The 24,718-nt window shown below is 67.0% G+C and carries 23 protein-coding genes, 1 tRNA gene and 1 riboswitch; of the genes, 20 read left to right on the plus strand and 4 right to left on the minus strand.

What is annotated here, in order from left to right; all coding sequences use genetic code 11:
* Positions 1-14: 14 nt before the first annotated feature.
* The 3 genes from AC5STI_RS08660 to glpD all read left to right on the plus strand — a co-directional run bounded on the left by AC5STI_RS08660 (position 15) and on the right by glpD (position 3,588).
* A complete protein-coding gene (locus AC5STI_RS08660) occupies positions 15-1,094 on the plus strand; it encodes a DUF1513 domain-containing protein (protein WP_495446376.1) in 1,080 nt (359 codons plus the stop codon).
* 138 nt (positions 1,095-1,232) lie between these two features.
* On the plus strand, positions 1,233-2,018 hold the full coding sequence (locus AC5STI_RS08665; protein WP_475046756.1) for a DeoR/GlpR family DNA-binding transcription regulator: 786 nt from the start codon (positions 1,233-1,235) through the stop codon (positions 2,016-2,018).
* Positions 2,011-3,588 carry a glycerol-3-phosphate dehydrogenase gene (glpD, locus tag AC5STI_RS08670; protein WP_495446377.1) on the plus strand — a complete coding sequence of 526 codons (1,578 nt, stop codon included), beginning with the start codon at positions 2,011-2,013 and terminating at the stop codon, positions 3,586-3,588. The genes AC5STI_RS08665 and glpD overlap by 8 nt, the downstream gene beginning before the upstream one ends.
* A 105-nt stretch (positions 3,589-3,693) precedes the next feature.
* Here glpD and cobO read toward each other — a convergent pair whose 3' ends face one another.
* Positions 3,694-4,329: a cob(I)yrinic acid a,c-diamide adenosyltransferase gene (gene cobO / locus AC5STI_RS08675; protein ID WP_495446378.1), complete on the minus strand. Its 636-nt coding sequence runs from the start codon at positions 4,327-4,329 to the stop codon at positions 3,694-3,696.
* Positions 4,330-4,380: 51 nt separating this feature from the next.
* Positions 4,381-4,598: riboswitch (cobalamin riboswitch) on the plus strand.
* Between the two features lie 96 nt (positions 4,599-4,694).
* Between cobO and AC5STI_RS08680 the strand changes: the two genes are divergently transcribed.
* From AC5STI_RS08680 to cobJ, 7 genes are all read left to right on the plus strand, one after another.
* A complete protein-coding gene (locus tag AC5STI_RS08680) occupies positions 4,695-5,105 on the plus strand; it encodes a DUF1636 family protein (protein WP_495446379.1) in 411 nt (136 codons plus the stop codon).
* Between the two features lie 2 nt (positions 5,106-5,107).
* A complete protein-coding gene (gene cobW / locus AC5STI_RS08685; protein WP_475046761.1) occupies positions 5,108-6,142 on the plus strand; it encodes a cobalamin biosynthesis protein CobW in 1,035 nt (344 codons plus the stop codon).
* Between the two features lie 183 nt (positions 6,143-6,325).
* Positions 6,326-9,571 carry a cobaltochelatase subunit CobN gene (gene cobN / locus AC5STI_RS08690; protein WP_495446380.1) on the plus strand — a complete coding sequence of 1,082 codons (3,246 nt, stop codon included), beginning with the start codon at positions 6,326-6,328 and terminating at the stop codon, positions 9,569-9,571.
* Positions 9,568-10,731 (plus strand): precorrin-3B synthase, encoded by a 1,164-nt coding sequence (cobG, locus tag AC5STI_RS08695; RefSeq protein ID WP_495446381.1) that lies wholly within the window; start codon positions 9,568-9,570, stop codon positions 10,729-10,731. The genes cobN and cobG overlap by 4 nt, the downstream gene beginning before the upstream one ends.
* A 1-nt stretch (position 10,732) precedes the next feature.
* The gene (locus AC5STI_RS08700; RefSeq protein WP_495446382.1) at positions 10,733-11,362 is read left to right on the plus strand and encodes a precorrin-8X methylmutase; all 630 of its coding nucleotides are present in this window, start codon (positions 10,733-10,735) and stop codon (positions 11,360-11,362) included.
* A gap of 3 nt (positions 11,363-11,365) precedes the next feature.
* A complete protein-coding gene (locus tag AC5STI_RS08705; RefSeq protein WP_495446383.1) occupies positions 11,366-12,082 on the plus strand; it encodes a precorrin-2 C(20)-methyltransferase in 717 nt (238 codons plus the stop codon).
* Positions 12,079-12,843 carry a precorrin-3B C(17)-methyltransferase gene (gene cobJ / locus AC5STI_RS08710; protein WP_495446384.1) on the plus strand — a complete coding sequence of 255 codons (765 nt, stop codon included), beginning with the start codon at positions 12,079-12,081 and terminating at the stop codon, positions 12,841-12,843. The genes AC5STI_RS08705 and cobJ overlap by 4 nt, the downstream gene beginning before the upstream one ends.
* Here cobJ and AC5STI_RS08715 read toward each other — a convergent pair.
* Positions 12,840-13,580 (minus strand): cobalt-precorrin-6A reductase, encoded by a 741-nt coding sequence (locus AC5STI_RS08715; protein WP_495446385.1) that lies wholly within the window; start codon positions 13,578-13,580, stop codon positions 12,840-12,842. The genes cobJ and AC5STI_RS08715 overlap by 4 nt on opposite strands.
* On the opposite strand from AC5STI_RS08715, the gene cbiE reads away from it, so the two are divergent.
* From cbiE to cobF, 6 genes are all read left to right on the plus strand, one after another.
* Entirely contained in the window at positions 13,579-14,766 is a 1,188-nt protein-coding gene (gene cbiE, locus AC5STI_RS08720) for a precorrin-6y C5,15-methyltransferase (decarboxylating) subunit CbiE (RefSeq protein WP_495446386.1), read from the plus strand. The two genes, AC5STI_RS08715 and cbiE, sit on opposite strands and share 2 nt — an antisense overlap.
* Entirely contained in the window at positions 14,763-15,140 is a 378-nt protein-coding gene (locus AC5STI_RS08725; protein WP_495447745.1) for a cobalamin biosynthesis protein, read from the plus strand. Before cbiE ends, AC5STI_RS08725 begins: the two co-directional genes overlap by 4 nt.
* Entirely contained in the window at positions 15,137-15,931 is a 795-nt protein-coding gene (gene cobM, locus AC5STI_RS08730) for a precorrin-4 C(11)-methyltransferase (protein WP_495446387.1), read from the plus strand. The genes AC5STI_RS08725 and cobM overlap by 4 nt, the downstream gene beginning before the upstream one ends.
* A gap of 120 nt (positions 15,932-16,051) precedes the next feature.
* Positions 16,052-17,362: a cobyrinic acid a,c-diamide synthase CobB gene (locus AC5STI_RS08735; RefSeq protein WP_495446388.1), complete on the plus strand. Its 1,311-nt coding sequence runs from the start codon at positions 16,052-16,054 to the stop codon at positions 17,360-17,362.
* On the plus strand, positions 17,359-18,093 hold the full coding sequence (gene cobA / locus AC5STI_RS08740; RefSeq protein WP_490399183.1) for a uroporphyrinogen-III C-methyltransferase: 735 nt from the start codon (positions 17,359-17,361) through the stop codon (positions 18,091-18,093). Before AC5STI_RS08735 ends, cobA begins: the two co-directional genes overlap by 4 nt.
* A 25-nt stretch (positions 18,094-18,118) precedes the next feature.
* A complete protein-coding gene (gene cobF / locus AC5STI_RS08745) occupies positions 18,119-18,871 on the plus strand; it encodes a precorrin-6A synthase (deacetylating) (RefSeq protein WP_475046777.1) in 753 nt (250 codons plus the stop codon).
* Positions 18,872-18,880: 9 nt separating this feature from the next.
* Here cobF and AC5STI_RS08750 read toward each other — a convergent pair whose 3' ends face one another.
* Together AC5STI_RS08750 and AC5STI_RS08755 are read right to left on the minus strand one after the other, a co-directional pair.
* Entirely contained in the window at positions 18,881-20,365 is a 1,485-nt protein-coding gene (locus AC5STI_RS08750) for a CHAD domain-containing protein (protein ID WP_495446389.1), read from the minus strand.
* A gap of 131 nt (positions 20,366-20,496) precedes the next feature.
* Positions 20,497-20,586, minus strand: a tRNA-Ser gene (locus AC5STI_RS08755).
* Between the two features lie 253 nt (positions 20,587-20,839).
* On the opposite strand from AC5STI_RS08755, the gene AC5STI_RS08760 reads away from it, so the two are divergent.
* Genes AC5STI_RS08760 through AC5STI_RS08775 form a run of 4 tightly spaced genes read left to right on the plus strand, consistent with a single transcriptional unit; the run spans position 20,840 to position 24,711 of the window.
* Positions 20,840-21,754 carry an SPOR domain-containing protein gene (locus AC5STI_RS08760; protein ID WP_475046780.1) on the plus strand — a complete coding sequence of 305 codons (915 nt, stop codon included), beginning with the start codon at positions 20,840-20,842 and terminating at the stop codon, positions 21,752-21,754.
* A gap of 10 nt (positions 21,755-21,764) precedes the next feature.
* Positions 21,765-22,952: a D-alanyl-D-alanine carboxypeptidase family protein gene (locus tag AC5STI_RS08765; RefSeq protein WP_495446390.1), complete on the plus strand. Its 1,188-nt coding sequence runs from the start codon at positions 21,765-21,767 to the stop codon at positions 22,950-22,952.
* A complete protein-coding gene (gene tmk / locus AC5STI_RS08770; protein ID WP_495446391.1) occupies positions 22,949-23,596 on the plus strand; it encodes a dTMP kinase in 648 nt (215 codons plus the stop codon). Before AC5STI_RS08765 ends, tmk begins: the two co-directional genes overlap by 4 nt.
* A complete protein-coding gene (locus AC5STI_RS08775) occupies positions 23,593-24,711 on the plus strand; it encodes a DNA polymerase III subunit delta' (RefSeq protein WP_495446392.1) in 1,119 nt (372 codons plus the stop codon). Before tmk ends, AC5STI_RS08775 begins: the two co-directional genes overlap by 4 nt.
* The last annotated feature ends 7 nt before the right edge of the window (positions 24,712-24,718 follow it).

A 24,718-nucleotide genomic window follows, 5' to 3' on the forward strand; every position in this document is an offset into this window, starting at 1 on the left:
AAAGGGGAAACGGCATGACCTCCCGCCGCGGATTTCTGGCCGGGCTGCTGGCCGCAGGCCTCGCCCCCCGGGCCACCTGGGCCAGCGCAGGCAGCCCCGCCTATCTGTCCGCGGGCAAGGATGCGGGCGGGGCCTTTCTCCTCGCAGGCCTCACCGAAACAGGCGAGATCCTCTTCCGCCATCCCCTGCCAGGCCGCGGCCATGCAGCCGCCGCGCAACCGGTCCGGCCTGAGGCCGTCGCCTTTGCCCGCCGCCCGGGCCGCTTTGCCGACGTGATCGACTGCCGCTCAGGCGCCGCCATCGCCCGGCTGCAGCCGCCCGCAGGGCATCACTTCTATGGCCACGGCGCGTTCTCCCCGGACGGCAGCCGCCTGTTCACCACCGAAAACGATTATGAGAACGCCCGCGGCGTGATTGGCGTCTGGGACACCGCCAGCGGCTACCGCCGCATCGCCGCCTTCCCCTCCGGCGGCATCGGGCCGCACGATATGCTGCTGCGCCGGGACGCGCCGGGGCTGGTTGTGGCCAATGGCGGGATCGAGACCCACCCGGACAGCGGCCGCGCCAAGCTGAACCTGCCGGACATGCGACCGAACCTCAGCTATCTGAGCTTCGACGGCACCCTGGAAGACCAGATGGAACTGCCGCAGGAGCTGCATCTGAACTCGATCCGCCACCTCGCCATGCGCGCGGACGGCACGGTGGGGTTTGCCATGCAGTGGCAGGGGGACGCGGGGGAGCTGGTTCCAATCGTTGGCCTCCACACGCCAGGAAGCCCCCCAAGGCTGATGGCAGACGGCGACCCGCGGGTTCTGAACCTCAACGGCTACGGCGGATCCATCGCGTTTTCGCCGGACGGTGCCTTGGTCGGCGTCACCTCCCCGCGCGGCGGCGTGCTGCAGCTGATGGACACCGCCAGCGGGGACCTCGTTCAGGAACACAGGATGGCGGATGTCTGCGGCCTCGCCCCCGCGCCCGGCGGCTTTGCTGCCAGCACCGGCACCGGCCAGTTCTTTGCGGTCTCAGCCTCCGGCAAACAGCCGATGCACCGTGCCGGCCTTGCTTGGGACAACCACCTGATCCCGCTCGCCTGAACCTGTCCCTTCCCGGCTGCGAAGGCGCGTCCGCAACGGCGCGCCCTTTTCGTGTTTGCGCTCAACGAAATCAAAACGAAAACACATCGTGACTCTCCGCGCGCAATACGCTAGAGAATCGCAACGAAAGGAAAGCAAATGGATGCCTCCGGCCGTCAGAACGAAATCATCGCCCTGCTGAACCAGCAGGACCGGGTCGAGGTCGAGGACCTCTCCCAGCGCTTTGGCGTCTCGTTGCAGACGGTGCGGGCAGACCTGCGCGACCTTTCGGCCCGGGGCGCGCTGTCGCGCGTGCATGGCGGTGCGGTGCGGCTCAGCTCCGCTGCCAGCCAGGATTACGCCGACCGGCGCAAGCTGAACGCAAGCGGCAAGCAATTGATGGCTGCCGCCGCGGCCGAACTGATCCCCGACAATTGCTCTCTCACCCTCAACATCGGCACCTCCACCGAACAGGTGGCCCGCGCTCTGTCGGGCCATCGCGGGCTGACGGTGATCTCCAACAATATAAACATTATCAGCATGATGATGGGCGGACAGGCCAAGGAGCTGATCCTGGCCGGCGGCACCGTCCGGCAAAGCGACGGCGCCATCGTCGGCGAGGACGCGGTCGAATTCATCTCCCGCTACAAGGTGGATTTTGCCGTCATCGGCGCCTCGGCGCTGGATGCCGACGGTGCGGTGATGGACCACGACGCCCGCGAAGTCTCTGTCGCCCGCGCCATCCTCAAGAACGCACGGCAAAAGGTGCTGGTCTGCGACGGCAGCAAGTTCGACCGCTCCGCCCCGGTGCGGATCTGCGACGTGGCCGATCTGGATGTGGTGATCACCGACCGGCCCGTGCCCGTAGAATTTGCCGAGGCCGCCCGCGCCGCCGGAACCCGCATCCTGACCGCAGGACAAAACGAAAGCAGCGAAAATGACTGACACCCCTGTAACGGACCTTTTCATCATCGGCGGCGGCATCAATGGCTGCGGCATCGCCCGCGATGCGGCAGGCCGCGGCCTGTCGGTGACGCTGGCAGAGATGAACGATCTTGCCTCCGCCACCTCCTCCGCCTCCACCAAGCTGTTCCACGGCGGCCTGCGTTATCTGGAATACTTCGAGTTCCGCCTGGTCCGCGAGGCGCTGATCGAACGCGAGGTGCTGCTGAAAGCCATGCCGCATATCTCCTGGCCGATGCGCTTTGTGCTGCCCTTTCACAAGGACATGCGGTTTGACAGCGAGACACCCACGTCCAAGCTGCTGACCACCTTCATGCCGTGGATGAAGGGCCGCCGCCCGGCCTGGCTGATCCGGCTGGGCCTCTTTATGTACGACAGCCTTGGCAAACGCGGCATCCTGCCCGGCACCGCCAAGCTGGACCTGACAAGCGACCCGGCGGGCCGCCCCCTGAAAGGCAAATTCAAAACCGCGTTCGAGTACTCCGACTGCTGGATTGAGGACGCCCGCCTGGTGATGCTGAACGCGCGCGACGCCATGGCCCGCGGCGCCAGCATCCTGACCCGGACCGAAGTGCTGTCCGCGGACCGCAAGGCCGATCACTGGGTGATCCGCACGAAAGACCACGCCACCGGCGAGGAGCAGGAGCACCGCGCAAAGATGCTGGTCAACGCAGGCGGCCCCTGGGTTGCTGACGTGCTGCATCAGAAGCTGGGCCAGAACAGCCGCGAGAACATCCGCCTGGTGCGCGGCAGCCATATCGTGGTGCCGAAACTGTTCGACCACGGCCGCTGCTATTTCTTTCAGGGCACCGACGGGCGGATCATCTTTGCCATTCCTTACGAGCAGGATTTCACCCTGATCGGCACCACCGACGCCGACCACCCGGACCCGGACACCGCGCCGGTCTGCACCGAGGCCGAGCAGGACTACCTGGCGGCCTTCGCGTCGGAGTATTTCGAGAAGCCGGTGACGCGCGACGATATCGTCTGGACCTACTCCGGCGTGCGCCCGCTTTATGACGACGGCGCCAGTTCCGCCACCGCGGCCACCCGCGAATACGTGCTGACGCTGGACCAGGCGCAGGCGCCGCTGCTCAACGTCTTCGGCGGCAAGATCACCACCTACCGCAAACTGGCCGAGGCCGCGCTGGCGAAGATCGGCGAGGTGTTCCCGCAGCTGCCCGCCGGCTGGACCGCAGGCGTGGCCCTGCCCGGCGGCGACTTCCCGGTGGCGGATGTGGCCAAGCTGACATCCAAACTCGCCGCGGACTATCCGTTCCTGACACCCTACTGGGCGGGCCGGATGATCCGCGCCTATGGCACCGAGGCCTGGGAGGTGCTGGGCGACGCCAAAACTGCCGGTGATCTGGGCCAGGACTTTGGCGCCACCATCACCGCGCGGGAGCTCGACTGGGCGATTGCCCGCGAATGGGTGCGCGCGGGCGACGATTACCTGTGGCGGCGCTCCAAGCTCGGCCTGCGGCTGGATGAAACCCAGCGCGCGGCGGTGGATACCTATATCCAAGGCAAAGCTGCACAGCTCGCGGCATAGAACTGAGGGACGGGCCAACCCGAGGGGAGGCGCAGTCGCGCCGCCCCGTGGGGGCGGGTTGGCGCGGCCCGGCCTATCGGCCGGGCGGGACATTCAGAAAGCGTCTTAAAACTCGACGCCCTTCTGCGCCTTCACCCCGGCACGGAACGGGTGCTTGATCTGGCCCATCTCGGTCACCAGATCGGCAATCTCGATCAGCTCTTCCTTGGCGTTCCTGCCCGTCAGCACCACATGGGTCATCGGCGGCTTGTGCTCAACCAGAAACTCCAGCACTTCCTCCAGCTCCAGATACTCATAGCGCAGCGCGATGTTGATCTCATCCAGCAGCACCATGGTGTTGCGCTCATCCAGGATCATCTCCTTGGCCTTCTCCCAGCCCTTCTGCGCGGCGGCGATGTCGCGGGCCTTGTCCTGTGTCTCCCAGGTGAACCCCTCGCCCATAGCATAGAACTGGCAGAGATCGCTGAAGTTCTCCTCGATCAGCGTCCGCTCGCCGGTCTGCCAGGCGCCCTTGATGAACTGCACCACGGCGCAGGGCATCTTGTGGGCGATGCAGCGCATGATCATGCCGAACCCCGACGAGGATTTGCCCTTGCCCGGCCCGGTGTGAACGATGATCAGTCCCTTCTCGCCGTCCTTGGTCTTCATCATCCGGTCGCGCGCGGCCTTCTTCTTGGCCATTTTCGACGCATGACGGGCGGCTTCTTCCTCTGAGATGCCGGTTTCAGACTTTTCGCTCATGGGGGCTCTCCAGCTGTTTGACCCCATGTCTTGACAAAGAAGGGCGCGATAGCGCAAGGGGGTTTCGCTGGTTCCTGCGAAAGCAGGCGAAGAGGGAATGTGAAGGCCGCCAAATATCTTTGGATTGCCGAAGCACAGCCGCCCCCGCGACCGTGACCGGATGAGGCCGCCATGCCACTGGGAGAGACCCCGGGAAGGCAGGATGGCCGGCAAGGCAAAGCGCCTTGGCATCCGCAAGCCGGGAGACCTGCCAGCAAGAGAGAGAACAACGGGCGGGCGGGGTGTTCCGCGACCGGTTGAGGGGCTGGCACGCCGCCGCCCCCCTTTCGGCCATCCCCACGCCTGCCGCGACAGGAGACGCGCCGATGGCTGACGATATGGCGGGCAAGACCGCCAGCACCCCCGGACCGGTCACGCTGACCGTTTGCCTCACATGCCGCCGCGAGGGCGCCGACCCGGAGGCCGCCCGCCCTGGCGCCATCCTGCACGCCGCACTGGAAGAGGCCGGAATGCCCGAAGGCGTCCGCCTGCGCGGTGTCGAGTGCCTGTCCTCCTGCAAGCGCGGCTGCGCCGTAGCCTTGGTCGGCGGCACAGAGCGCTGGACCTATGTCTACGGCGACCTAGACCCGGACCAGCACGTTCCCGAAATCCTGGAAGGCGCCGCGGCTTATGCCGGTACCGCCGACGGCGTCGTGCCATGGCGCGAACGCCCGCAGACCTTCCGCAAGCAATCCGTTGCCCGCATCCCGCCGGCCAAGTTCTTCTCCGAGGAGTAATCATGAGCGACCTCAACAAGATCCCCGTCACCGTCATCACCGGCTTCCTGGGCGCGGGGAAAACCACCCTGATCCGCCACCTGATGCAGAACCCGCAGGGCAAGCGCCTGGCCGTGGTGGTGAACGAGTTCGGCACCGCCGGCGTGGACGGCGACATCCTGAAGTCCTGCGCCGATGAGAACTGCCCGGCGGAAAACATCATGGAGCTGGCCAACGGCTGCATCTGCTGCACCGTGGCCGATGACTTCATCCCCACCATCGAACAGCTGATGGACCTGCCGGAAAAGCCGGATCACATCGTGATCGAAACCTCCGGCCTGGCCCTGCCGAAACCGCTGCTGAAGGCCTTCGACTGGCCAGCCATCCGCTCCCGCATCACCGTTGACGGCGTGATTGCGCTGGCCGATGCCGAGGCCGTCGCCAAGGGCCAGTTCGCCCCCGACCTGGACGCGGTTCAGGCCCAGCGCGAGGCCGATGACAGCATCGACCACGAAACCCCGCTGTCCGAGGTGTTCGAGGACCAGATTTCCTGCGCCGACATCGTTCTCTTGTCCAAGGCTGACCTGGCCGGCGACGAGGGTGTCGAGAAGGCCCGCGCCGTGATCGAGGCCGAGGCGCCCCGCAAGCTGCCGATCCTGCCGATGAGCGAAGGCGTCATCGACCCGCGCATCATCCTGGGCCTGGGCGCCGCCGCCGAGGACGACCTGGAGGCCCGCCCCAGCCACCACGACGGCCACCACGACCACGAGCATGACGACTTTGAAAGCATCGTTGTCGAAATGGGCGAAGTCTCCGACCCGGAAGCGCTGCAGAATGCCATCGTGAAACTCGCCCGCGAGCGCAACATACTGCGCGTCAAAGGCTATGTCGCGGTGGAGGGGAAACCGATGCGGATGCTGGTTCAGGCCGTGGGCGAGCGCCTGCGTGCGCAGTACGACCAACCCTGGGGCGCGCAGCCGCGCAAGACCGCGCTGGTGGTCATTGCCGAGCATGACGACATCGACGAACAGGCCATCCGCGCCGAGCTGGGAGCGTAAGCAATGCCGGTCTGGCGCTTCATTTCAAATGACATTGCCCGGCCGCAGGCCGGGCTGCGCCCGACCCTCCCGTCAAACCAAAGGTTTGCCTCCGGCAAAATGGGAGGGCGCATTCGCACCCTCCCAGGCTCGGGCGCAGCCCTCAGAGCGCCCATTGCTTACCAGAATACAAAGGCCTGACCCATGCACGTCGTCTTCCGCGAAAGCCACGGCCTTGACGAGACCGATACCCCGCAGGACCTCGGGCAGACGCCTGCGGACCTTGTGGTGCTGTCCTTCTCCGACAGCGATCTCGGCGCCTTTGCGGCAGGCTGGCACCGGGCGGATGGCAAACTGCCCAGCTTGCGCCTCGCCAACCTTGTGGCGCTCAAGCACCCGCTGTCGGTCGACGTCTACGCGGAACAGACGCTGGAGGGCGCCAAAGGTGTCCTCGTCCGCCTGATCGGCGGCGAAAGCTACTGGTCCTATGGCCTCGCCACCCTGCAGGACCTCGCCCGCCGCAAGGGCATTGCGCTGGCAATCCTGCCCGCCGACGGCCGCGAGGATGCGCGGCTCGACGAGCTGTCCACCCTGCCCGTCTCCACCCTGCGCCGCCTGCAATCCCTGTGCGACGCCGGCGGTGCGGTCGCGGCTCAGGCCGCGCTGGCCCAGCTGTCGCTCGCAGCCGGCCTCTACGCCGGGCCGGTGATCGGCCTCAAAACCACCCCCGAGCATGGCTTCTATGACCCGGCCAAGGGCGTGCTGGCCGACCTGCCGCCGCAGGACAAACCGCTGGTGCTGGTGAGCTTCTACCGCTCCTACCTCACCGCCGCCGACACCGCCCCGGTGGATGCGGTGATCGAAGAGCTGCGCGCCCGCGGCTATGCCGCCTACGGTGCCTTTGCCGCCAGCCTCAAGGCCCCCACCGCCGCCGATTGGCTGCGCGAAAAGCTGCCCGGGCTGAACCCGGCTGCCGTCATCAACGCCACCGCCTTTTCCGCTCAAGGCACCGACGGCAGCGCCTCACCGCTCAGCACGACCGGCTGCCCGGTATTCCAGGTCGCCCTCTCCACCGCCCGCAAGAAAGACTGGGCCGAGGCCGACCGCGGCCTGTCGCCCGCCGACCTCGCCATGCATGTGGTGCTGCCGGAGGTGGACGGCCGCATTTTCGCAGGCGTCGTCAGCTTCAAATCGCCGGGCAAGAAAGACCCGGACCTGCAGTATTCCCGCTTTGCCCACCGCGCCGACGCAGACCGGATCAAGGCCGCCATCGACCGCGTGGAGGGCTGGCTGCGCCTCGCCAAGCTGCCGAACACTGACAAACGCCTCGCCCTGATTCTGTCCACCTATCCCGGGCGCGACCACAACCTCGCCCATGCCGTCGGCCTCGACGCGCTGGCCTCCTGCGACGAAATCCTGCGCGAACTCTCCGCCCAAGGCTACGCCGTCGAAACGCTCGAAAACACCGGCCTGCGGCTGATGGAAGAAACACTCAGCGTCCCGCTGGAGGACTACCGCCAAGCCCTCGCCACCCTGCCGCAAGACCTGCAAAACACCCTCACTGAGGCTTGGGGCAGCCCGGAAGAAGACGCAGACTGCCGCAATGGCGCCTTTCACTTCAAGGCCCTGCGGGCAGGTAACGCCCTGATCGCCCTGCAGCCCGAACGCGGCGAAGTCAAAACCCGCGTCGATGACTACCACGATCTCGACCGCACTCCGCGCCATGCCTATGTGGCCTTTTACCTGTGGCTGCGCGCCCAGACCGACGCCCTTGTCCACATCGGCGCCCATGGAACCCTGGAATGGCTGCCGGGTAAGGCGGTGGCGCTCTCCGGCGCCTGCTGGCCCGAGGTGCTGACCGGCCCGCTGCCCGTCGCCTACCCGTTCATCGTGAATGACCCAGGTGAGGCCGCCCAGGCCAAGCGCCGCATCGGCGCCGTCACCATCGGCCACCTGCCGCCCCCTTTGGCACAGACCACCCTGCCGGAGGGCATGGCGCGGCTCGAAAGCCTGCTGGATGAATATTCCACCGCAGATGGCCTCGACCCGGCCCGCCGCGACCGGCTGATCGGCGACATCCGGTCAGAGGCGCAGGGCACCGGCGTCGAAGCCGACCTCGGCCTCACGCCCGACACGTCCCCGGCTGAGGCGATCACCCGCATCGACGCCTTTGTCTGCGACATCAAGGAAAGCCAGTACGGCGAGGGGCTGCATATCTTCGGCACCGGCCAATGCGGGGCGGAGGAGCGCGCCGGCCTCATCGCCGCGCTGGACGGAAAAATCGTCACCCCCGGCCCCTCTGGCTCGCCGTTCCGGGGCCGCGCCGATGTGATCCCGACAGGGCGCAACCTCTTCACAACCGACCCGCGGGCGGTGCCGTCGCGGGCGGCGCATGCGCAAGGGGTCAAGCTGGCGGAAGAGCTGCTGCGCCGCCACCTTCAGGACCACGGCGACTGGCCCAAGGGGCTGGTGATCGACCTCTGGGGCTCCGCCACCATGCGCACCGCGGGCGAGGAATTCGCGATGGCGCTGCACCTCGCAGGCCTCGCGCCCAAGTGGGACGAAGGCTCCGAACGCGTCTCCGGGTTTGAGGTGCTGCCGCTCTCAATGCTGAACCGCCCCCGGATCGACGTGACCCTGCGCGTCTCCGGCCTGTTCCGCGATGTGTTCCCCGGCCTTGCCCAGATGTTCGAAACCGCCGCCGCCGCGCTGGCTGCGCGCGAGGAAACCCAGGCCGACAACCCCTATCTCACCGAGACCCCGCGCGTCTTCGGCCCCAAACCGGGCCAGTACGGCCTGTCGATGAACCCGCACCTGGACGACTACAGCGACGAGGCCCGCGCCGCGGCGGGCGAGGCCTGGCTCAACGCGTCCTCCCACGCCATCGACGCCAAGGGCACGATCACCGACGCCCGCGAGGCGCTGGAAACCCGGCTGCAGGGCGCCGACAGTTTTGTGCACCTGCAGGACCTGCCGGAAACCGACTTGCTGGTCGCCTCCGACTACGCCGCGCATGAGGCGGGCTTTGCCGCCGCCATGGCCCGCATCGGCCAGGCGGCACCGGCGCTCTACCACATGGACGCCACCCGCCCCGACAAGCCACAGGCGCGCAGCTTGGGCGAGGAAATCGCCCGCGTCACCCGCGCCCGTGCCGCCAACCCGGACTGGGCCACCTCGATGATGAACCACGGCTTCCGCGGCGCGGCGGAGATCGCTGCCACCCTCGACCACATGGCCGCCTTCGCGCATCTGGCGCAGGTGGTGCAGCCGCATCTGTTCGATCTCTATTTTGAGGCCACCTTGGGCCGCGATGACCTGGTCGAGTTCATGGAGCGCGAAAACCCCGAGGCGCTTGCCGCCATGCGCGACCGCTTCCGGGCGCTGTTCGATGCCGGTCTCTGGAGCACCCGGCGCAACTCGATCATGGCCGAACTGGAGGGCGCCGCATGAGTGCCGCCGCTAAGCCCAAGGTCTACGGCTGGTGCCCCGGCGCGCTGCGCCCGATGATGTCCGGCGACGGGCTGGTGGTGCGCGTGCGCGCACCGCTGGGTAAACTGTCGGTTACCCAGGCGCGCGGTGTGGCAAGACTTTCGCAGGACTTCGGCAACGGCCTCCTCGACATCTCCGCCCGCGCCAACCTGCAAATGCGCGGCATCCGCGAAGACGCGCATGCAGAGCTGATCGAAGCCTTGCGCGACCTCGGTCTGATCGACAAGGACGCCAGCGCCGAAGCCCGCCGCAATGTCCTGCTCGCCCCGTTCTGGGCCGAGGGCGACGACACCCACGCCATCGCCATGGATCTGAGCGCTGCACTGACTGCCGCAACAGACCTGTCCCTGCCGGGCAAATTCGGCTTTGCCGTCGACTGCGGCGCGGAACCCGTGCTGCAAGACATTGCCGCCGATATCCGCGTCGAGCGCACAAAAGATGGTCTGATCCTGCGCGCAGACGGTGCAGAAACCGGCCTGCCCGTCACACGTGAATCCGCCGTTCCCGAAGCCCTGGCCCTGGCCCGCTGGTTCCTCGACCAGGGCGGCGCGTCCGAAGGGCGCGGCAGGATGCACCGTCTCATCGCGCGCCGCGGGCCGCCGGCGGCGCACACGGCACCGATGGCAAAGGCGGGCTTCACCGCAAAACCGGGCACTGTCCCCGCGGGGACACTCGCCGCTTTGGAGTTCGGCCAGATGCCCGCCGCAACGCTGGCGCAGCTTGCTGACCACGGCGAAATCCGCCTCACCCCCTGGCGAATGTTGCTGGTGGAGGGCTCCGCCAGCCTGCCGCCCCTGCCCGGCCTGATCCTGGATGCAACGGATCCGCGCCTGCAAGTGGTCGCGTGCACCGGCGCGCCCGGCTGCCTGCAGGCGCTTTCGGCCACCCGCGATCTGGCGCGGGAGTTAGCGCCGCACGTCCCCGCGGGGACAACGCTGCATATCTCCGGCTGCGCCAAGGGCTGCGCCTGCCCGGGCCCCGCACCGCTTGCGCTGACGGCCACCGGTAAAAACGAATTCTCCCTGATCCGCAATGGCACTGCCGCGGATCAGCCGTTAAAGACCCGCCTGAGCGCCGATGCTTTGCGCGCCGCTCCCGAACTTCTGAAAGAGGGCAGCTGACATGCTCCACACCTATGAAACCAACGGCGCCGCGATCTACGCCGAAAGCTTTGCCACCATCCGCCGCGAAGCCGATCTGGTGCGCTTCAACAAGGACGAAGAAAGCGTCGTCGTCCGCATGATCCACGCCGCCGGCATGGTTGGGCTGGAGGAACACGTGCGCTTCTCCGAGGGCATGGCCGAGACCGCCCGCGCCGCGCTGGCCAAGGGCGCGCCGATCCTGTGCGACGCCTATATGGTCAGCGAAGGCATCACCCGCCCGCGCCTGCCTGCGGACAACGAGGTGATCTGCACCCTGCGCGACGCACGCGTGCCGGAATTGGCCAAGGAAATGTCCAACACCCGCTCCGCCGCCGCCCTCGAACTGTGGCGTCCGAAACTGGAGGGCTCTGTCGTGGCGATCGGCAACGCCCCCACCGCGCTGTTCCACCTGCTGAACATGCTGAAGGACCCGTCCTGCCCCCGCCCCGCCGCCATCATCGGCTGCCCGGTCGGCTTTGTCGGCGCGATGGAATCCAAGGACGCGCTGATGGAAGACCTGCCGGTGCCGTCGATGATCGTGAAGGGCCGCCTTGGCGGTTCCGCCATCACCGTCGCTGCGGTCAATGCGCTGGCGAGCTGGAAAGAGTAACCCATGGGTAAAGTCATCTGCGCAGGGCTTGGCCCCGGTGATCCCGACCTGATGAGCGTCCGCTCGCACCGGCTGATTTCCTCCGCGCGCCACATCGCCTATTTCCGCAAGGCCGGCCGCCAGGGCCAGGCCCGCGCCATTGTCGAGGGCATGCTGGCGGACGGTGTCACCGAGCACGCGATGGAATATCCGGTGACGACCGAGATCCATTTCTCGGACCCCGAATACAACCGGGTGCTGGCGGAGTTCTATGACCGCTGGGCCGACACCCTTGCCGAGATTGCCAAGGGTGAGGACGTGGTGGTGCTGTGCGAGGGCGACCCGTTCCTCTATGGCTCCTACATGCATCTCTACACCCGCCTGCAAGGCCGCGCCGAGCAGGAGATCGTGCCCGGCATCACCGGCATGTCCGGCTGCTGGACCGCCTCCGGCCAGCCGATTACCTGGGGGGACGACGTGCTGACCGTGGCGATGGCCACCCTCAGCGAGGATGAGCTGGCCAAGCGTGCCGCTGAGACGGACGCGCTGGTCGTCATGAAGATCGGCCGCAACCTGCCCAAGCTGCGCCGCGCGCTGGAACGTGCGGGCCGCGCGGACGACGCCTGGCTGGTCGAGCGCGGCACCATGCCGGGGCAGACCGTGCAGAAGCTCTCGGAGATCGACGGCGAGGTGCCCTATTTCTCAATCGTACTGGTTCACGGACAGGGGCGCCGGCCATGAAACTATCGCAAAACGGCTGGGTGGTGATTGCGGGGCTTGGCCCGGGCACTGAGGCGCTGGTGACGCAGGAAGTGCGCGACGCCATCGGGGAAGCCACTGATATTGTTGGCTATATCCCCTACGTCAAACGCATCGAGCCCCGCGAGGGGCTGACCCTGCACGCCACCGACAACCGCGTCGAGGTCGACCGCGCCACCCATGCGCTGGAGATGGCCGCCGAGGGCAAACGCGTGGTCGTGGTTTCCTCCGGCGATCCGGGTGTGTTTGCCATGGCCTCCGCCGTGTTCGAGGCGCTGGAGAATAACGCCGAAGCCCACCCGGCATGGCTGGATCTGGACATCAAAGTGCTGCCCGGCATCACCGCCATGCTGGCCGCTGCCGCCGCCATCGGCGCGCCGCTGGGGCATGATTTCGCGGCCATCAACCTCAGCGACAACCTGAAACCCTGGAGCCTCATTGAAAAGCGCCTGCAGCTGGTCGGCGAGGCAGGTTTGGCAATGGCGTTCTACAACCCGCGCTCGAAATCGCGGCCGCATCAGTTTGCCCGGGCGCTGGAGATCCTGCGGGAGGCTTGCGGTCAGGACACGCTGATCACCTTTGCCCGCGACGTGACCAAGCCGGGGCAAGAGCTGCTGACGGTGCCGCTGAAAGAGGCCACGCCCGAGATGGCCGACATGCGCACCGTGGTGATTGTCGGCAACCGCGATACCCGCCGGGTCGGCAACTACGTCTATACCCCCCGCTACGCGGCTGAGGGTTAATCTGCGGGATGCGACAGCCAGGCCATAACCTCTGCCACGCTGCCCAGGACCGGGCGCTCGGGCACTTGCGGTCTGCCGATCATGATGACCGGCAGGTTCAGGCTGCGCGCGGCGGTGAGTTTGGCCGCGGCGCCCGCGCCGCCCGCGTTCTTGGCGATCACATGGGTGATGCCATGGCGCTGCATCAGTTCGGTATCCCCCGCGACGTCAAACGGCCCCCGGGCAATCTCGACCGTTGTGTGCGGCAGCGGCAAATCCGCTTCCGGCGCGTCCACCAGCCGCAGCAGATAGTGGTGCTGGGGCTTGGCGGCGAATTGGCTGAGGTTCTGCTTGCCGATCGCCAGGAACACTCGCGCCGGGGTGTCGGGCAGCGCAGTGACGGCCGCCTCTATGGTGTCCACGTGAACCCAGTGGTCGCCTTCTCCCGCCTGCCAGGCCGGGCGCTCAAAGGCGCAGAGCGGCACGCCCGCCGCTTCGCAGGCATGCACCGCGTTGGTGCTCATCTGCGCGGCGAACGGGTGGGTTGCGTCGATCACATGGGTGATGCTTTCCGTGCGCAGGTATTCCGCGAGCCCCTCCACGCCGCCAAAGCCGCCGACGCGTGTATGCAGCGGCTGGCTGACGGGTTTGGCGGTGCGGCCCGCGTAGGAAAACACCGCGTCCGCGCCGGTTTCGGCAAGCGTCTTGGCGAGCGCCGAGGCTTCGGTGGTGCCGCCCAGCAGGAGGATGCGTGTCATGTCTGATCCGTGGCTCACAATCATTGGTCTGGGCGAAAATGGACTGGAAGGCTTGGGCGATGCAAGCCGGAAGGCACTGGCGGAGGCCGAAGTAATCTTTGGCGGTCCGCGCCACCTGGAACTGGCAGCGGCAGGCAGCAAAAGCCAGCCCTGGCCGGTGCCGTTTTCCATTGCGCCGGTGCTGGAGATGCGCGGGCGAAAGGTGGCTGTTTTGGCTTCGGGCGATCCGTTCTGGCATGGCGCAGGCGGCTCGCTGGCGCGGCATCTGGAGGCGGGTGAGTGGGTCTCTTACCCGGTGCCGTCGACCTTTGCGCTGGCGGCCAACCATCTGGCGTGGAAGCTGGAAGAGGTTCTGTGCCTCGGCCTGCACGCGGCCCCTTACGCGCGGTTGCGCCCTTTGCTTGGAAACGGGACGCGGGTGATCTGCACCATGCGGGACAGGGCTGCACCTGCGGAATTGGCGGAATGGCTGACTACCGCGGGCTTTGGTGCCTCCAAGCTAACCGTGATGGAATGTTTGGGCGGGCCGCGGCAGCGGGTGCGTTCTGCTACTGCCGAAGCGTTTGATCTGCAAGACATTCAGGCCCCTGTCGCCGTGGCCGTTGAGGCCGCGGGCCACAAGGGCCTGCCGCAGGCGTCCGGCCTTGCAGATGATCTCTTTGCTAGCGACGGGCAGATCACCAAGCGGCCGGTCCGGGCTATGACGCTGTCGGCGCTGGCGCCGCGCACGGGCGAGCTGCTGTGGGATATTGGCGGCGGTTCCGGTTCGGTCTCGGTCGAGTGGTGCCTGGCCGCTCGCGGCGCACGGGCGATCACCTTTGAGCCGCGCGAAAGCCGGCTGGAGAACATCCGCGCCAATGCGGCGGCCTTTGGGCTGGATCACCGGATGACCGCCGTGCTGGGCAAATCCCCGCAGGTGCTGGAGGGGCAGCCCCTGCCCGACTGCGTATTCATCGGCGGCGGCGGCTCACAAGGGCTGCTGGACCATCTGTGGGAGATCCTGCCAGAAGGCACGCGGCTGGTCGCCAATGGCGTCACGCTGGAGACCGAAACCCTGCTGATGCAGGCCCATGCCGCGCGCGGCGGGCATCTGCTGAAGGCCGAGATCGCCGAGGCCGGTCCGCTGGGGTCGATGCGCGACTGGCGCCGGGCGCGGCCCGTCATTCAGTGGAGCGTCACGCGATGAAGGTGGCGGGCCTCGGATTTCGCAGCGCTGCAACGGCAGCCGATCTGCAAGCCGCGCTGGCGCTGGCTGGCGAGCGGGTGGATGCGCTGGCGTCCGTGGCGGAAAAGGCCGCAGCCCCTGCCATGCAGGAGTTTGCGCGCAGCATCGGGCTGCCGGTGATTTCATTGCAGGAACAGGATATTGCCGGGGAGCAGACCCTTACCTGCTCGCCCCGGATCAAGGCGCGGTTCGGCACCGGGTCGCTGGCGGAAGCCGCGGCGCTGGCGGGCGCGCGCCATGGGGTGGCGGGCGCAAAATCGCGCCTGCTCGCCCCCAGAGTTGTCACCGCGGATGGGCTTGCCACCGCGGCCATAGCAGAAAGACTTGAGCCATGACCGTTCACTTCATTGGCGCCGGACCGGGCGCTGCCGATCTTCTGACCTTGCGCGGGCGCGATATCATCGCCTCCTGCCCGGTGTGCCTGTATGCAGGCTCATTGGTGCCGGAGGAAATTCTGAGCCACTGCCCGTCGGACGCAAAGATCGTGAACACCGCGGCGATGGATCTGGAGGCCATCGTGGCCGAGATCAAGGCAGCTCATGAGGCGGGCCAGGACGTGGCGCGGCTGCATTCCGGCGATCTGTCGGTGTGGTCCGCAATGGGCGAGCAGCTGCGCCGCCTGAAGGCAGAGGGCATTCCGGTAAGCGTGACCCCCGGCGTGCCGTCCTTTGCTGCTGCTGCGGCGGCGCTCGGCACTGAACTTACCCTGCCGGGCCTGGGACAGTCAGTTGTGCTGACCCGCACGCCGGGCCGCGCGTCCTCGATGCCCGAAGGCGAGTCGCTGGAGAACTTTGCCAAAACCGGCACCACGCTGGCGATCCACCTGTCGATCGGCAATCTGGACCATGTGGTCGACAGCCTGACGCCGCACTATGGCGCGGATTGCCCGGTCGCGGTGGTCTACCGTGCCAGCTGGCCGGACCAGCAGATCATCCGCGCCACCTTGGAGACGCTCAAGGACTCGCTGGACGAGAAGATCTCCCGCACCGCGCTGATCCTGGTGGGGCCGGTGCTGAAGGGCGAGGGCTTTGACGAAAGCTGCCTCTATTCCGCCGACTACGACCGCCGTTACCGCCCGCAGAGTGCGGACAGCCCGTGGTCGAGCTGGAGCCATGGCGATGATTGAATTTCATCCAACACGAGGGCAGCGCCTGACCCGGGGTGGGCGTGAAGCGCCCGCACATGGGGCGGGGCGGGCGCTGCCCGTGCCGCAAGCGGCACAGGCGGAACTTGAGGAGAACGCGCTATGACACCTCCCGGACTGATGATCTCGGCGCCCTCCTCGGGCACCGGCAAGACCACCGTGATGCTGGGCCTGTTGCGGGCGCTGGCCGAGGACGGGCTGACCGTGCAGCCCTACAAGAGCGGGCCGGACTATATCGACCCCGCCTTCCACCTGGCGGCTGCCAAGCGGCCCAGTTTCAACCTTGATACCTGGGCAATGGACGGCGGGCTGCTGGATGCGGTGGCGGGCCAGTCGGCGGGCGCGGAAATCTGCGTCGGCGAGGGCTCGATGGGGCTTTACGACGGCGTTGCAACGCGCGGGCAGTCGGGCTTTGGCTCCTCCGCCGAGACCGCCAAGCGGATGGGCTGGCCGGTGGTGCTGGTCGTCGATGTGGGCGGCCAGGCGCAGTCAGCCGCGGCCACCGCGCTGGGGTTCAAGAACTACGACCCGGAACTGCCCTTTGCAGGCGTCATCCTGAACCGCGTCGCCAGCCCGCGGCATGAGCGGCTGACGCGCCTCGGCATGGAGAAGGCAGGCATCAAGGTGCTGGGCTCCCTGCCCCGCCGCGGTGACCTGACCCTGCCGGAGCGGCATCTGGGCCTGATCCAGGCGGTGGAGCACCCCGATCTGGAAGCTGCCATCGTAGGCTATGCGGCCTTCCTGCGTGAGCATGTCGATCTGGAGGCAATCAAGGCAGCGGCCCTCGCGGGCCAGGCGCCCGCCCAATCCAGCCTGCCGGAACCGCCCGCGCAGCGGATTGCACTGGCCCGCGATGCGGCGTTCTCCTTCACCTATCCGCATCTGCTGGAAGGCTGGCGCGCGGCGGGGGCTGAGATCCTGCCGTTCTCGCCGCTGGCCGATGAGGCCCCGGCGGCGGATGCCGATCTGGTCTGGCTGCCCGGCGGCTATCCTGAACTGCATGGCGGCACGCTGGCCACGGCGGAGACCTTCCGCGCGGGCGTGCGCAAGCATGCCGAAACCAAGCCGGTGCACGGCGAATGCGGCGGCTACATGGCCCTGGGCGAGGCGCTGATCGACAAGGAAGGCAACCGGCATGCGATGCTGGGGCTTCTGGGACTTGTGACCTCCTACGAAAAGCGCAAGTTCCACCTAGGTTACCGCCGCGCCATCCTGCAGGCGGGAATGCCTGGATTTGGCGCAGGCAACGCCCTGCGCGGGCATGAATTCCACTATTCCACCATCCTGGAAGAGCCTGACGCACCGCTGGCCAATGTCATGGACGCCGACGGCAACCCGGTGCCGGAGACCGGCTCCATCAAGGGCAACGTCACGGGCACCTTCTTCCACCTCATCACGGGAGAGCAGGCATGAGTGGTTTTGTAAGCTTTGTCTCCTCCGGCCCCGGCGATCCGGAACTGCTGACCGTCAAAGCGGTCAAGCGGCTGGAGACGGCGGATGCGATCCTGTTCGATGACCTCTCGTCCGGGCCGATCCTGAGCCATGCGCGTGCGGACGCTGACCTGGTAGGCGTCGGCAAACGGGCTGGCCGCCCTTCCCCCAAGCAGGACCATGTGAGCCAGCTGCTGGTCGACTACGCGTCCTCAGGCCTCAATGTGGTGCGGCTGAAGTCCGGCGATTCCGGCGTCTTCGGGCGGCTGGAGGAAGAGATGACGGCGCTGCGCGCGGCGGGGATCGGGTTTGAGATCGTGCCCGGCGTCACCGCGGCCTCGGCGGCGGCGGCGGCAGCGAACATTCCGCTGACCCGGCGGCTGACCGCCCGGCGGCTGCAGTTCATCACCGGCCATGACGTGACCGGCGGGCTGCCGGACGACCTGAACATGGCAGCGCTGGCCGATCCGCATGCCACCACCGTGGTTTATATGGGCAAGAGCACCTTTGCCGCGCTGGCAGAGAAGCTGATGGAGGCCGGACTGCCCGAAGAAACTCACGCGCTGGTGGCGCTGGGGGTCTCCACCCCGCAGCAGCAACTGTTCTGCCACACAGTGGGCGAGCTGCCGGCGGTGCTGCGCGCGATGGAAACCAAGGCACCTGTGCTGATCCTGTACGGGCCGCTGGCGGATCAGGACCTGCCGGGCGCATAAGCCTGCAATTCAGAAAGACCCCCTTATGATTGAGCTTTCCCTGATCGGCATCGGCACCGGTAACCCGCAGCACATGACGCTGCAGGCGATTGAGGCGCTGAACGCGCAGGACCTGATCCTGATCCCCAACAAGGGTGCAGGCAAGGACGATCTGGCGGGCCTGCGGCGCGAGATCTGCAACCGGGCGATCAGGGGCAATGGCCCCAAGATCGTCGAGTTTTCCCTGCCGGTGCGGGACGAGGCCACCAGGAACTACCGTAAGCGGGTGGATGACTGGCACGACGCGATCGCGGACATCTGGTGGCAGACTATCTCCGCCAACCTGCCCGCGGGCGGCAAAGCCGGGTTCCTGGTCTGGGGCGACCCGTCGCTTTATGACAGCACCATGCGGATTGCCGACCGGCTGCAGAAGCTGGCCGAGATCAAGCTGACGGTCATTCCCGGCATCACCTCGATCCAGGCGCTGACTGCGGCCCACGCCATCCCGGTCAACGAAATCGGCGCGCCGTTCACCATCACCACCGGACGCCAGCTGCGTGAAAACGGCTGGCCGGACAGTGCGGATACACTGGTGATCATGCTGGACGGGGAATGCTCCTTTCAGTCTATCGACCCGCAGGGGGTGGAGATTTTCTGGACCGCCTATGCCGGGATGGAGAACCAGATTTCCGTCGCAGGCCCTCTGGGAGAGGTGTCGGAAAAGATCATCGCAACCCGCGCCGGGGCCCGGGCTGAACATGGGTGGATTATGGATATCTACCTGCTGCGGCGGAAATAAGCCGCAGCCTCAGCCGCGGAACAAGGCCCGGAACCGCCTTTGCGTCTCCGGGCTGTTGAAGGCTTGGAATTTCTGCTCGACCTGAGCGCGCGCGTCCAGCTGGTTCTGGTGCAGCACCGCAATCAGCGCGCCGGCGCTCAGCGCGATGTCCCGTGTGGCCGCGGGGCTGGCTGCGAATGCCAGCAGCGCCGCCTGCTGGACGGAGCAATCGTTGAAATCCCCGAGCGTATTCTGAAGTTTTTTCAGCGGCTTCAACAGCACCTTCAGGTCTTTGCTCTCAAACAGCGGCTCAAACAGCTCCGTAAGATAGCGCAGCTTCTTGCAGTTGATGCGCAGTTCATGCACTTCGCTGTCCGGCGTCTCTGCGGTGATGCGCTCCGCAATGCCGCAGACTTTGCAGTAGCGCTTCCAGATCAGCCTTTGCGCCAGCTTCAGGGCCGGGCGCCCGGCCTTGAGGCCTGGCACAATCACAGCCTCTTCAGCGAATTCTGATTGCAGCGCGGTGATCTGCCGGTTGTACCGGGTTCCGGTCAGGTGGCGGGCAAGCTGCTTGCGGCAATGCTGCCGCTCCGCCTCGAAGGCTGCAAACATCGCATCCAGCCCCGGATGCAGCGGCTCCGGGACCTGCGCGTAATACTGTTCGCGCTGCAGCAGGCAGACATCCAGATCCCGCAGCCGCCCGGTGGTGTCCATCAGGCCGGAGAACACCTGTTTCAACCGCGCGGTGTCCCGGGCGGTGAATACGCCCTTGAACAGGCTCAGCACCGACCGGATCCGGCGCAGGGAGATCCGGTAGTCGTGAAGGAATTCGGTGTCGAGGTCAGAGATGATGCCCGGCTCGTTCTGCCGCGCAACGCTAAGGCACGAACGGATGATAGCGGCTGCCGCGTCCAGGGACCGCTGACCCGGGGCCAGCGGCACCGGCGGTTTCACACTGTAAGCAGGCCGGTCAGGCGCCAGCAGCGCGTAGAGGTCAGCCGGAGCGGCAGGCACGGCCCCTTGGCCGGTCAGGAATTGCATTGCTGCATCCCGCGGCTTTCCCGGGCCGGCCTGCACGCTGAACAGCGAAACGGAGCCGAAGGCGCCAGTGAATTGCCAGCGGACCAAGGCGCCGCTGCCCGCCCGTTTCCAGGTTATCCCGTACCGTTTGCGTTCCAGCCGGCCCGAGGCCACAGGCAGCAGCCGGCGCAGCGGGAACAGACCGCGCAGGGCCTCCTTCACCGGCCCGGCGGGCAGGTCGTGCAGGAAATCCCCTGAACGCTTGGCAGATTGGGTCAGAACACCCCCCTGTCTCAGCAGGTGCAGTTTCCTGCCGCGCTCAACCAGCAGGCAGCCGCTGGACCGGATGGAGCCGTCAAAGCAATCCCAGGCGGTGAAATCTGCAGGTTTCGCCGTCTTCTTCTTGCGGAACTGCAGTTTGCCCCGGCGCCCGCCCAGCTTGGGCGTGCCTTTCACAGAAGGCTTCAGCAGGTAAAGCTGTCCGGCTTTGGCCATGTGATCAGGGTCCGGTTGGGCTTCTGTCGAAAGCGGATCGGGCGCACATGCGGCGATACCATCAACCTAGGCCGGAGCCGTGCCGTTTGCAGGGGAAACCGGAGCGGCCAAAACGGTGGCACTTTGCGGAGTGGCGGGGAGACAGGGATTCGAACCCTGGGAACGCTCTCACGTTCAACGGTTTTCAAGACCGCCGCATTCGACCACTCTGCCACCTCCCCGGTCCGTCAGCGGTTTAGGATGCAACGCAGGGCGAGGCAAGGGGAAATCCTGGCCCGGCGGACAGCGCGCAAGGGAAATTTCCGCAGCACGCCCGGACGCGCGGATTCATGCCGCCGCCCCGGCTTTCCCCTGTGCCGCGCCCCGTCAGGGTTTTCATGGCTGAAAGTGCAGGCTATCATGCCGCCAAACCAAGAAGACCGGCAATTCCGGCGGAGGCGCAGAAGCGCCGCGGGCACAGGCAAGGATGAAAGCATGAAAGACACCATGTCGAAAGCAAGGACGGCCCCGCGTGCCGCCGCGGCGGCCTTGGGCCTGCTGGTTCTGGCAGGCTGCGAGGACGGGCCGAAACTGGGCTTTCTGCAACCCAAACCCAAGGCGGAGGGGGCCGTTGAGGCCTCCAGCAGCACCAAGCTGGTGGAGCGCGACGTGGAAGCGCCGGATGTGTTCCAGGTGACCGAGGCGGGCCTGTGGGACGGCCGCCCCTCGATCGGCGGCGTCTGGGTGGCGCATCCCGACACCAAGGACCCGGAACGGGTGATCATCCGCAACAATGCCAACGGCCAGTTCGTGATCGGCGCGCTGTTCCGCCGCGAGCGGGAGATCCCGGGACCGCGGCTGCAGGTCTCGTCTGATGCGGCAGCGGCCCTGGGCATGCTGGCCGGTGCGCCGTCGGAACTGAACGTGACCGCCCTGCGGCGCGAGGAAGCCGGGCCGGAACCGCAGCCGGAAGACCAGCCTGGCGCTGATGCTGCCCTGCCGGAGGCCGCAGACGTGAGCGAGGCCGCGCTGGCGGGCAGCGGCGAGATTACCGAAACCGCGCTCGACCCGATTGCCGGTGCGGCTGCTGCAATTGACGCCTCTGCCCCGGCGCAGGCCGTGCCTGCCAAGGCAGAACCCGCCGCGGCCCCTGCCCCCGCACCGCAGAAATCCGCGCTGAGCAAGCCCTTTATCCAGATTGGCATCTTCAGCGTCGAGGCGAACGCCAAGCGGACCGCCAACATGATGCGCAGCGCGGGCATGGTGCCGGTGGTGCGGGAACAGTCCTCCAGCGGCAAGACGTTCTGGCGCGTGCTGGTCGGCCCGGCACAGAACAAGACCGAACGCAGCCAGCTGTTGAAAAGCGTAAAGGAAACCGGATTTGCGGATGCCTATGCTGTCACCAATTAAGCGAAACACCATGCACCTGGGCCGAGCCCTGAAATCCTCCCTGCGGCTGGCGCTGGCGGCGGGCCTGGCGGTCAGCCTGCCGGCGCTGCCGGCTGCGGCCTTTGATACCAGCGCGCGCGCGGCCTATGTGCTGGACGCGGGCACCGACACGGTGCTTTTGTCCAAGAATTCGGATGTGCCGCTGCCACCGGCCTCCATGTCCAAGCTGATGACGCTGTATGTGGCGTTTGAAGCCCTGCGCGACGGGCGGCTGACGCTGGATGAGCGGCTGCCGGTGAGCGAGCACGCGATGAGCTATGGCGGCTCCACCATGTTCCTGGACACCACCGACCGGGTGCGGGTCGAGGACCTGCTGCGCGGCATCATCGTGCTGTCGGGCAATGACGCCTGCGTGGTGATTGCCGAAGCACTGAGCCCCGATGGCACCGAGGCCGGTTTCGCCCGCTACATGACCAAGCGGGCCGAGGATCTGGGCATGACCGCCTCGACCTTCGCCAACTCGAACGGCTGGCCTGCGGCCGGTCACCGGATGTCGGTGCATGACCTGGCGGTCCTGGCCGAGCGGCTGATCGAGGACTTCCCGGAATACTACCCGCTGTTTGCCGAGACCACGTTTGAATTCGATGGCCGCGCGCCCTCCAACATCCGCAACCGCAACCCGCTGCTGAAGCTGGGGATCGGCGCTGACGGGCTGAAGACAGGCCACACCGAGGAAGCGGGCTATGGCCTGGTCGGCTCTGCCAAACAAGGCGACCGGCGGGTGATCTTTGTGGTTTCCGGGCTCGACACCGAGCGCGGTCGCGCAGAGGAGGCGGAAGCCATTGTTAACTGGTCGTTTCGCCAATTTGCCAAGAAAACCGTCGCCAAAGAGGGTATCGCCATCGCCGAAGCCGAGATTTGGCGGGGGGCCGAGCAATCGGTAGGGCTGGTGCCGGCCAAGGACCTGGAGATCCTGCTGCCGTCCCTGGCAGCCAACACCATCCAGGGCGAAGTCGTCTATAACGGTCCGATCGAGGCGCCGGTGGCGAAAGGCCAGCGGCTGGCGGAGCTGGTTCTGCAGCCCGAGGAGCTGCCGGAGGTGCGGCTGCCGCTGGTGGCGGAAAGCGACGTGCCCGCGGGCGGCTTTGTGGTGCGGGTCAAGACCGCGGCGCAGGTTCTGATCAAGCAATTCCTGACCGGTCCCGAGGGGGCACTGTGACGGCGGGCGGCAAGCGCGGGTTGTTCATCACCTTTGAAGGCATCGACGGCTCCGGGAAATCGACGCAATGCCAGCTGCTGGCAGAAGCCCTGCGCGCCGCGGGCCGCGATGTGGTGCTGACGCGGGAGCCCGGCGGCTCCCCCGGGGCTGAAGAGATCCGCAGGCTGGTGCTGGAGGGCGATCCCGACCGCTGGTCGGCGGAGACCGAGCTTTTGCTGTTCATGGCGGCGCGGCGCGATCATCTGGAGCGCACCATCGAACCCGCTCTGGCCGCGGGCAAGGTGGTGATCTGCGACCGCTTTGCAGACAGCACGCGGATGTATCAGGGCCTGTCGCGCGGCGATCTGCGCGCGGCTGTCGACCAGATGCACAAGCTGATGATCGGGCGCGAGCCGGACCTGACCCTGCTGATTGACATGGACCCGGCCGAGGGCCTGGCCCGCGCCAAGGGGCGGCAGGGCAAGGAGGAACGTTTCGAGGATTTCGGGGTCGGGCTGCAGGAGAAGATGCGCGCCGGCTTCCTGGCGCTGGCGAAAGAGTTTGCGGACCGGTTCCGGGTGGTCGATGGCGCCCGCCCTGTCGAAGAGGTGGCCGCCGATGTGCGCAGACTGGCGGAAGATGCGCTGGAAGGAAGCGGGGTATGAGCGCTGACGACGACCTGCCGCGCGCCGACCAGGCCGAGGGCGCGCCGCATCCGCGCGAAACCCTGCGGCTGATCGGCCAGGAGGCAGCGGAGCAGGACTTCCTGACCGCCTACAATTCCGACCGCCTGCATCACGGCTGGCTGCTGACCGGCCCGCAGGGCGTGGGCAAGGCAACGCTGGCCTGGCGGATCGCGCGGTTTCTGCTGGCCACGCCGCCGGCAGAAGAGGGCCTGTTCGGCGCCCCGCCCCCGCCGCAGACCTTGGACGTTGACCCGGACCATCCGGTCTCGCACCGCATTCAGGCGCTGGCGGAACCGGGGCTGGCACCAATCACCCGCTCTTATGACGACAAGGGCAAGCTGCGCAGCCAGATTGTCGTGGACGATATCCGCAAGCTCAACCGCTTCTTTGGCCTGTCCGCCACCGACGGCGGGCGGCGGGTGGTGATTGTCGATGCCGCCGACGATATGAATGTGAGCGCCGCCAATGCGTTGTTGAAGATGCTGGAGGAGCCACCGGCACGGACCACGATCCTGCTGATCTCTCATCAGCCCTCGCGCCTCTTGCCGACGATCCGCTCCCGCTGCCGCACCCTGCGGCTGGGGCCGCTGTCTGCACCGGACATGGAAGCCGCGCTGGCGCAATCGGGTGTTGAACTGCCCCAGAACATGGACAATCTCGCAGCACTCGCTGGCGGCTCTGTCGGGGCCGCGCTGCGGCTGATCAACCTGGGCGGGCTCAAGATCTATGCCGAGCTGGTGCAGATCCTCGATTCTATGCCGCGGCTGGACCGGCAGCGCGCGATGGCGCTGGCTGAGGCCGCCGCACAGCGGGGCGCGGCGGAACGTTTCGAGCTGCTGCTGTCACTGACGGAGATGGCGCTGGCCCGGCTGGCGCGCACCGGCGCGACGGGGACTCCGCCAGCGCCGGAAGCGGCACCGCAGGAAGCAGCGATGCTGTCGCGGTTGTCGCCTGATCCCCGCAAAGCGCGCGCCTGGGCCGACCTTGCAGCAGAAGTGACCGCCCGTGCCCGCCACGGCCAGGCGGTGAACCTTGACCCCGCGGCGCTTGTCCTAGATACGGTTTTCAAGATGCAGGAAACCGCGTCGCGCTAGGCTTCCG

It is taken from the genome of Leisingera sp. CC-HEC096, from assembly GCF_059429235.1.

Excerpts from the sequence above, each read along its gene's own strand:
- AC5STI_RS08660 (WP_495446376.1), top strand. The coding sequence starts at position 15 with ATGACCTCCCGCCGCGGATTTCTGGCCGGGCTGCTGGCCGCAGGCCTC.
- AC5STI_RS08665 (WP_475046756.1), top strand. The coding sequence starts at position 1,233 with ATGGATGCCTCCGGCCGTCAGAACGAAATCATCGCCCTGCTGAACCAG.
- glpD (WP_495446377.1), top strand. The coding sequence starts at position 2,011 with ATGACTGACACCCCTGTAACGGACCTTTTCATCATCGGCGGCGGCATC.
- cobO (WP_495446378.1), bottom strand. The coding sequence starts at position 4,329 with ATGAGCGAAAAGTCTGAAACCGGCATCTCAGAGGAAGAAGCCGCCCGT.
- AC5STI_RS08680 (WP_495446379.1), top strand. The coding sequence starts at position 4,695 with ATGGCTGACGATATGGCGGGCAAGACCGCCAGCACCCCCGGACCGGTC.
- cobW (WP_475046761.1), top strand. The coding sequence starts at position 5,108 with ATGAGCGACCTCAACAAGATCCCCGTCACCGTCATCACCGGCTTCCTG.
- cobN (WP_495446380.1), top strand. The coding sequence starts at position 6,326 with ATGCACGTCGTCTTCCGCGAAAGCCACGGCCTTGACGAGACCGATACC.
- cobG (WP_495446381.1), top strand. The coding sequence starts at position 9,568 with ATGAGTGCCGCCGCTAAGCCCAAGGTCTACGGCTGGTGCCCCGGCGCG.
- AC5STI_RS08700 (WP_495446382.1), top strand. The coding sequence starts at position 10,733 with ATGCTCCACACCTATGAAACCAACGGCGCCGCGATCTACGCCGAAAGC.
- AC5STI_RS08705 (WP_495446383.1), top strand. The coding sequence starts at position 11,366 with ATGGGTAAAGTCATCTGCGCAGGGCTTGGCCCCGGTGATCCCGACCTG.
- cobJ (WP_495446384.1), top strand. The coding sequence starts at position 12,079 with ATGAAACTATCGCAAAACGGCTGGGTGGTGATTGCGGGGCTTGGCCCG.
- cbiE (WP_495446386.1), top strand. The coding sequence starts at position 13,579 with ATGTCTGATCCGTGGCTCACAATCATTGGTCTGGGCGAAAATGGACTG.
- AC5STI_RS08715 (WP_495446385.1), bottom strand. The coding sequence starts at position 13,580 with ATGACACGCATCCTCCTGCTGGGCGGCACCACCGAAGCCTCGGCGCTC.
- AC5STI_RS08725 (WP_495447745.1), top strand. The coding sequence starts at position 14,763 with ATGAAGGTGGCGGGCCTCGGATTTCGCAGCGCTGCAACGGCAGCCGAT.
- cobM (WP_495446387.1), top strand. The coding sequence starts at position 15,137 with ATGACCGTTCACTTCATTGGCGCCGGACCGGGCGCTGCCGATCTTCTG.
- AC5STI_RS08735 (WP_495446388.1), top strand. The coding sequence starts at position 16,052 with ATGACACCTCCCGGACTGATGATCTCGGCGCCCTCCTCGGGCACCGGC.
- cobA (WP_490399183.1), top strand. The coding sequence starts at position 17,359 with ATGAGTGGTTTTGTAAGCTTTGTCTCCTCCGGCCCCGGCGATCCGGAA.
- cobF (WP_475046777.1), top strand. The coding sequence starts at position 18,119 with ATGATTGAGCTTTCCCTGATCGGCATCGGCACCGGTAACCCGCAGCAC.
- AC5STI_RS08750 (WP_495446389.1), bottom strand. The coding sequence starts at position 20,365 with ATGGCCAAAGCCGGACAGCTTTACCTGCTGAAGCCTTCTGTGAAAGGC.
- AC5STI_RS08760 (WP_475046780.1), top strand. The coding sequence starts at position 20,840 with ATGAAAGACACCATGTCGAAAGCAAGGACGGCCCCGCGTGCCGCCGCG.
- AC5STI_RS08765 (WP_495446390.1), top strand. The coding sequence starts at position 21,765 with ATGCACCTGGGCCGAGCCCTGAAATCCTCCCTGCGGCTGGCGCTGGCG.
- AC5STI_RS08775 (WP_495446392.1), top strand. The coding sequence starts at position 23,593 with ATGAGCGCTGACGACGACCTGCCGCGCGCCGACCAGGCCGAGGGCGCG.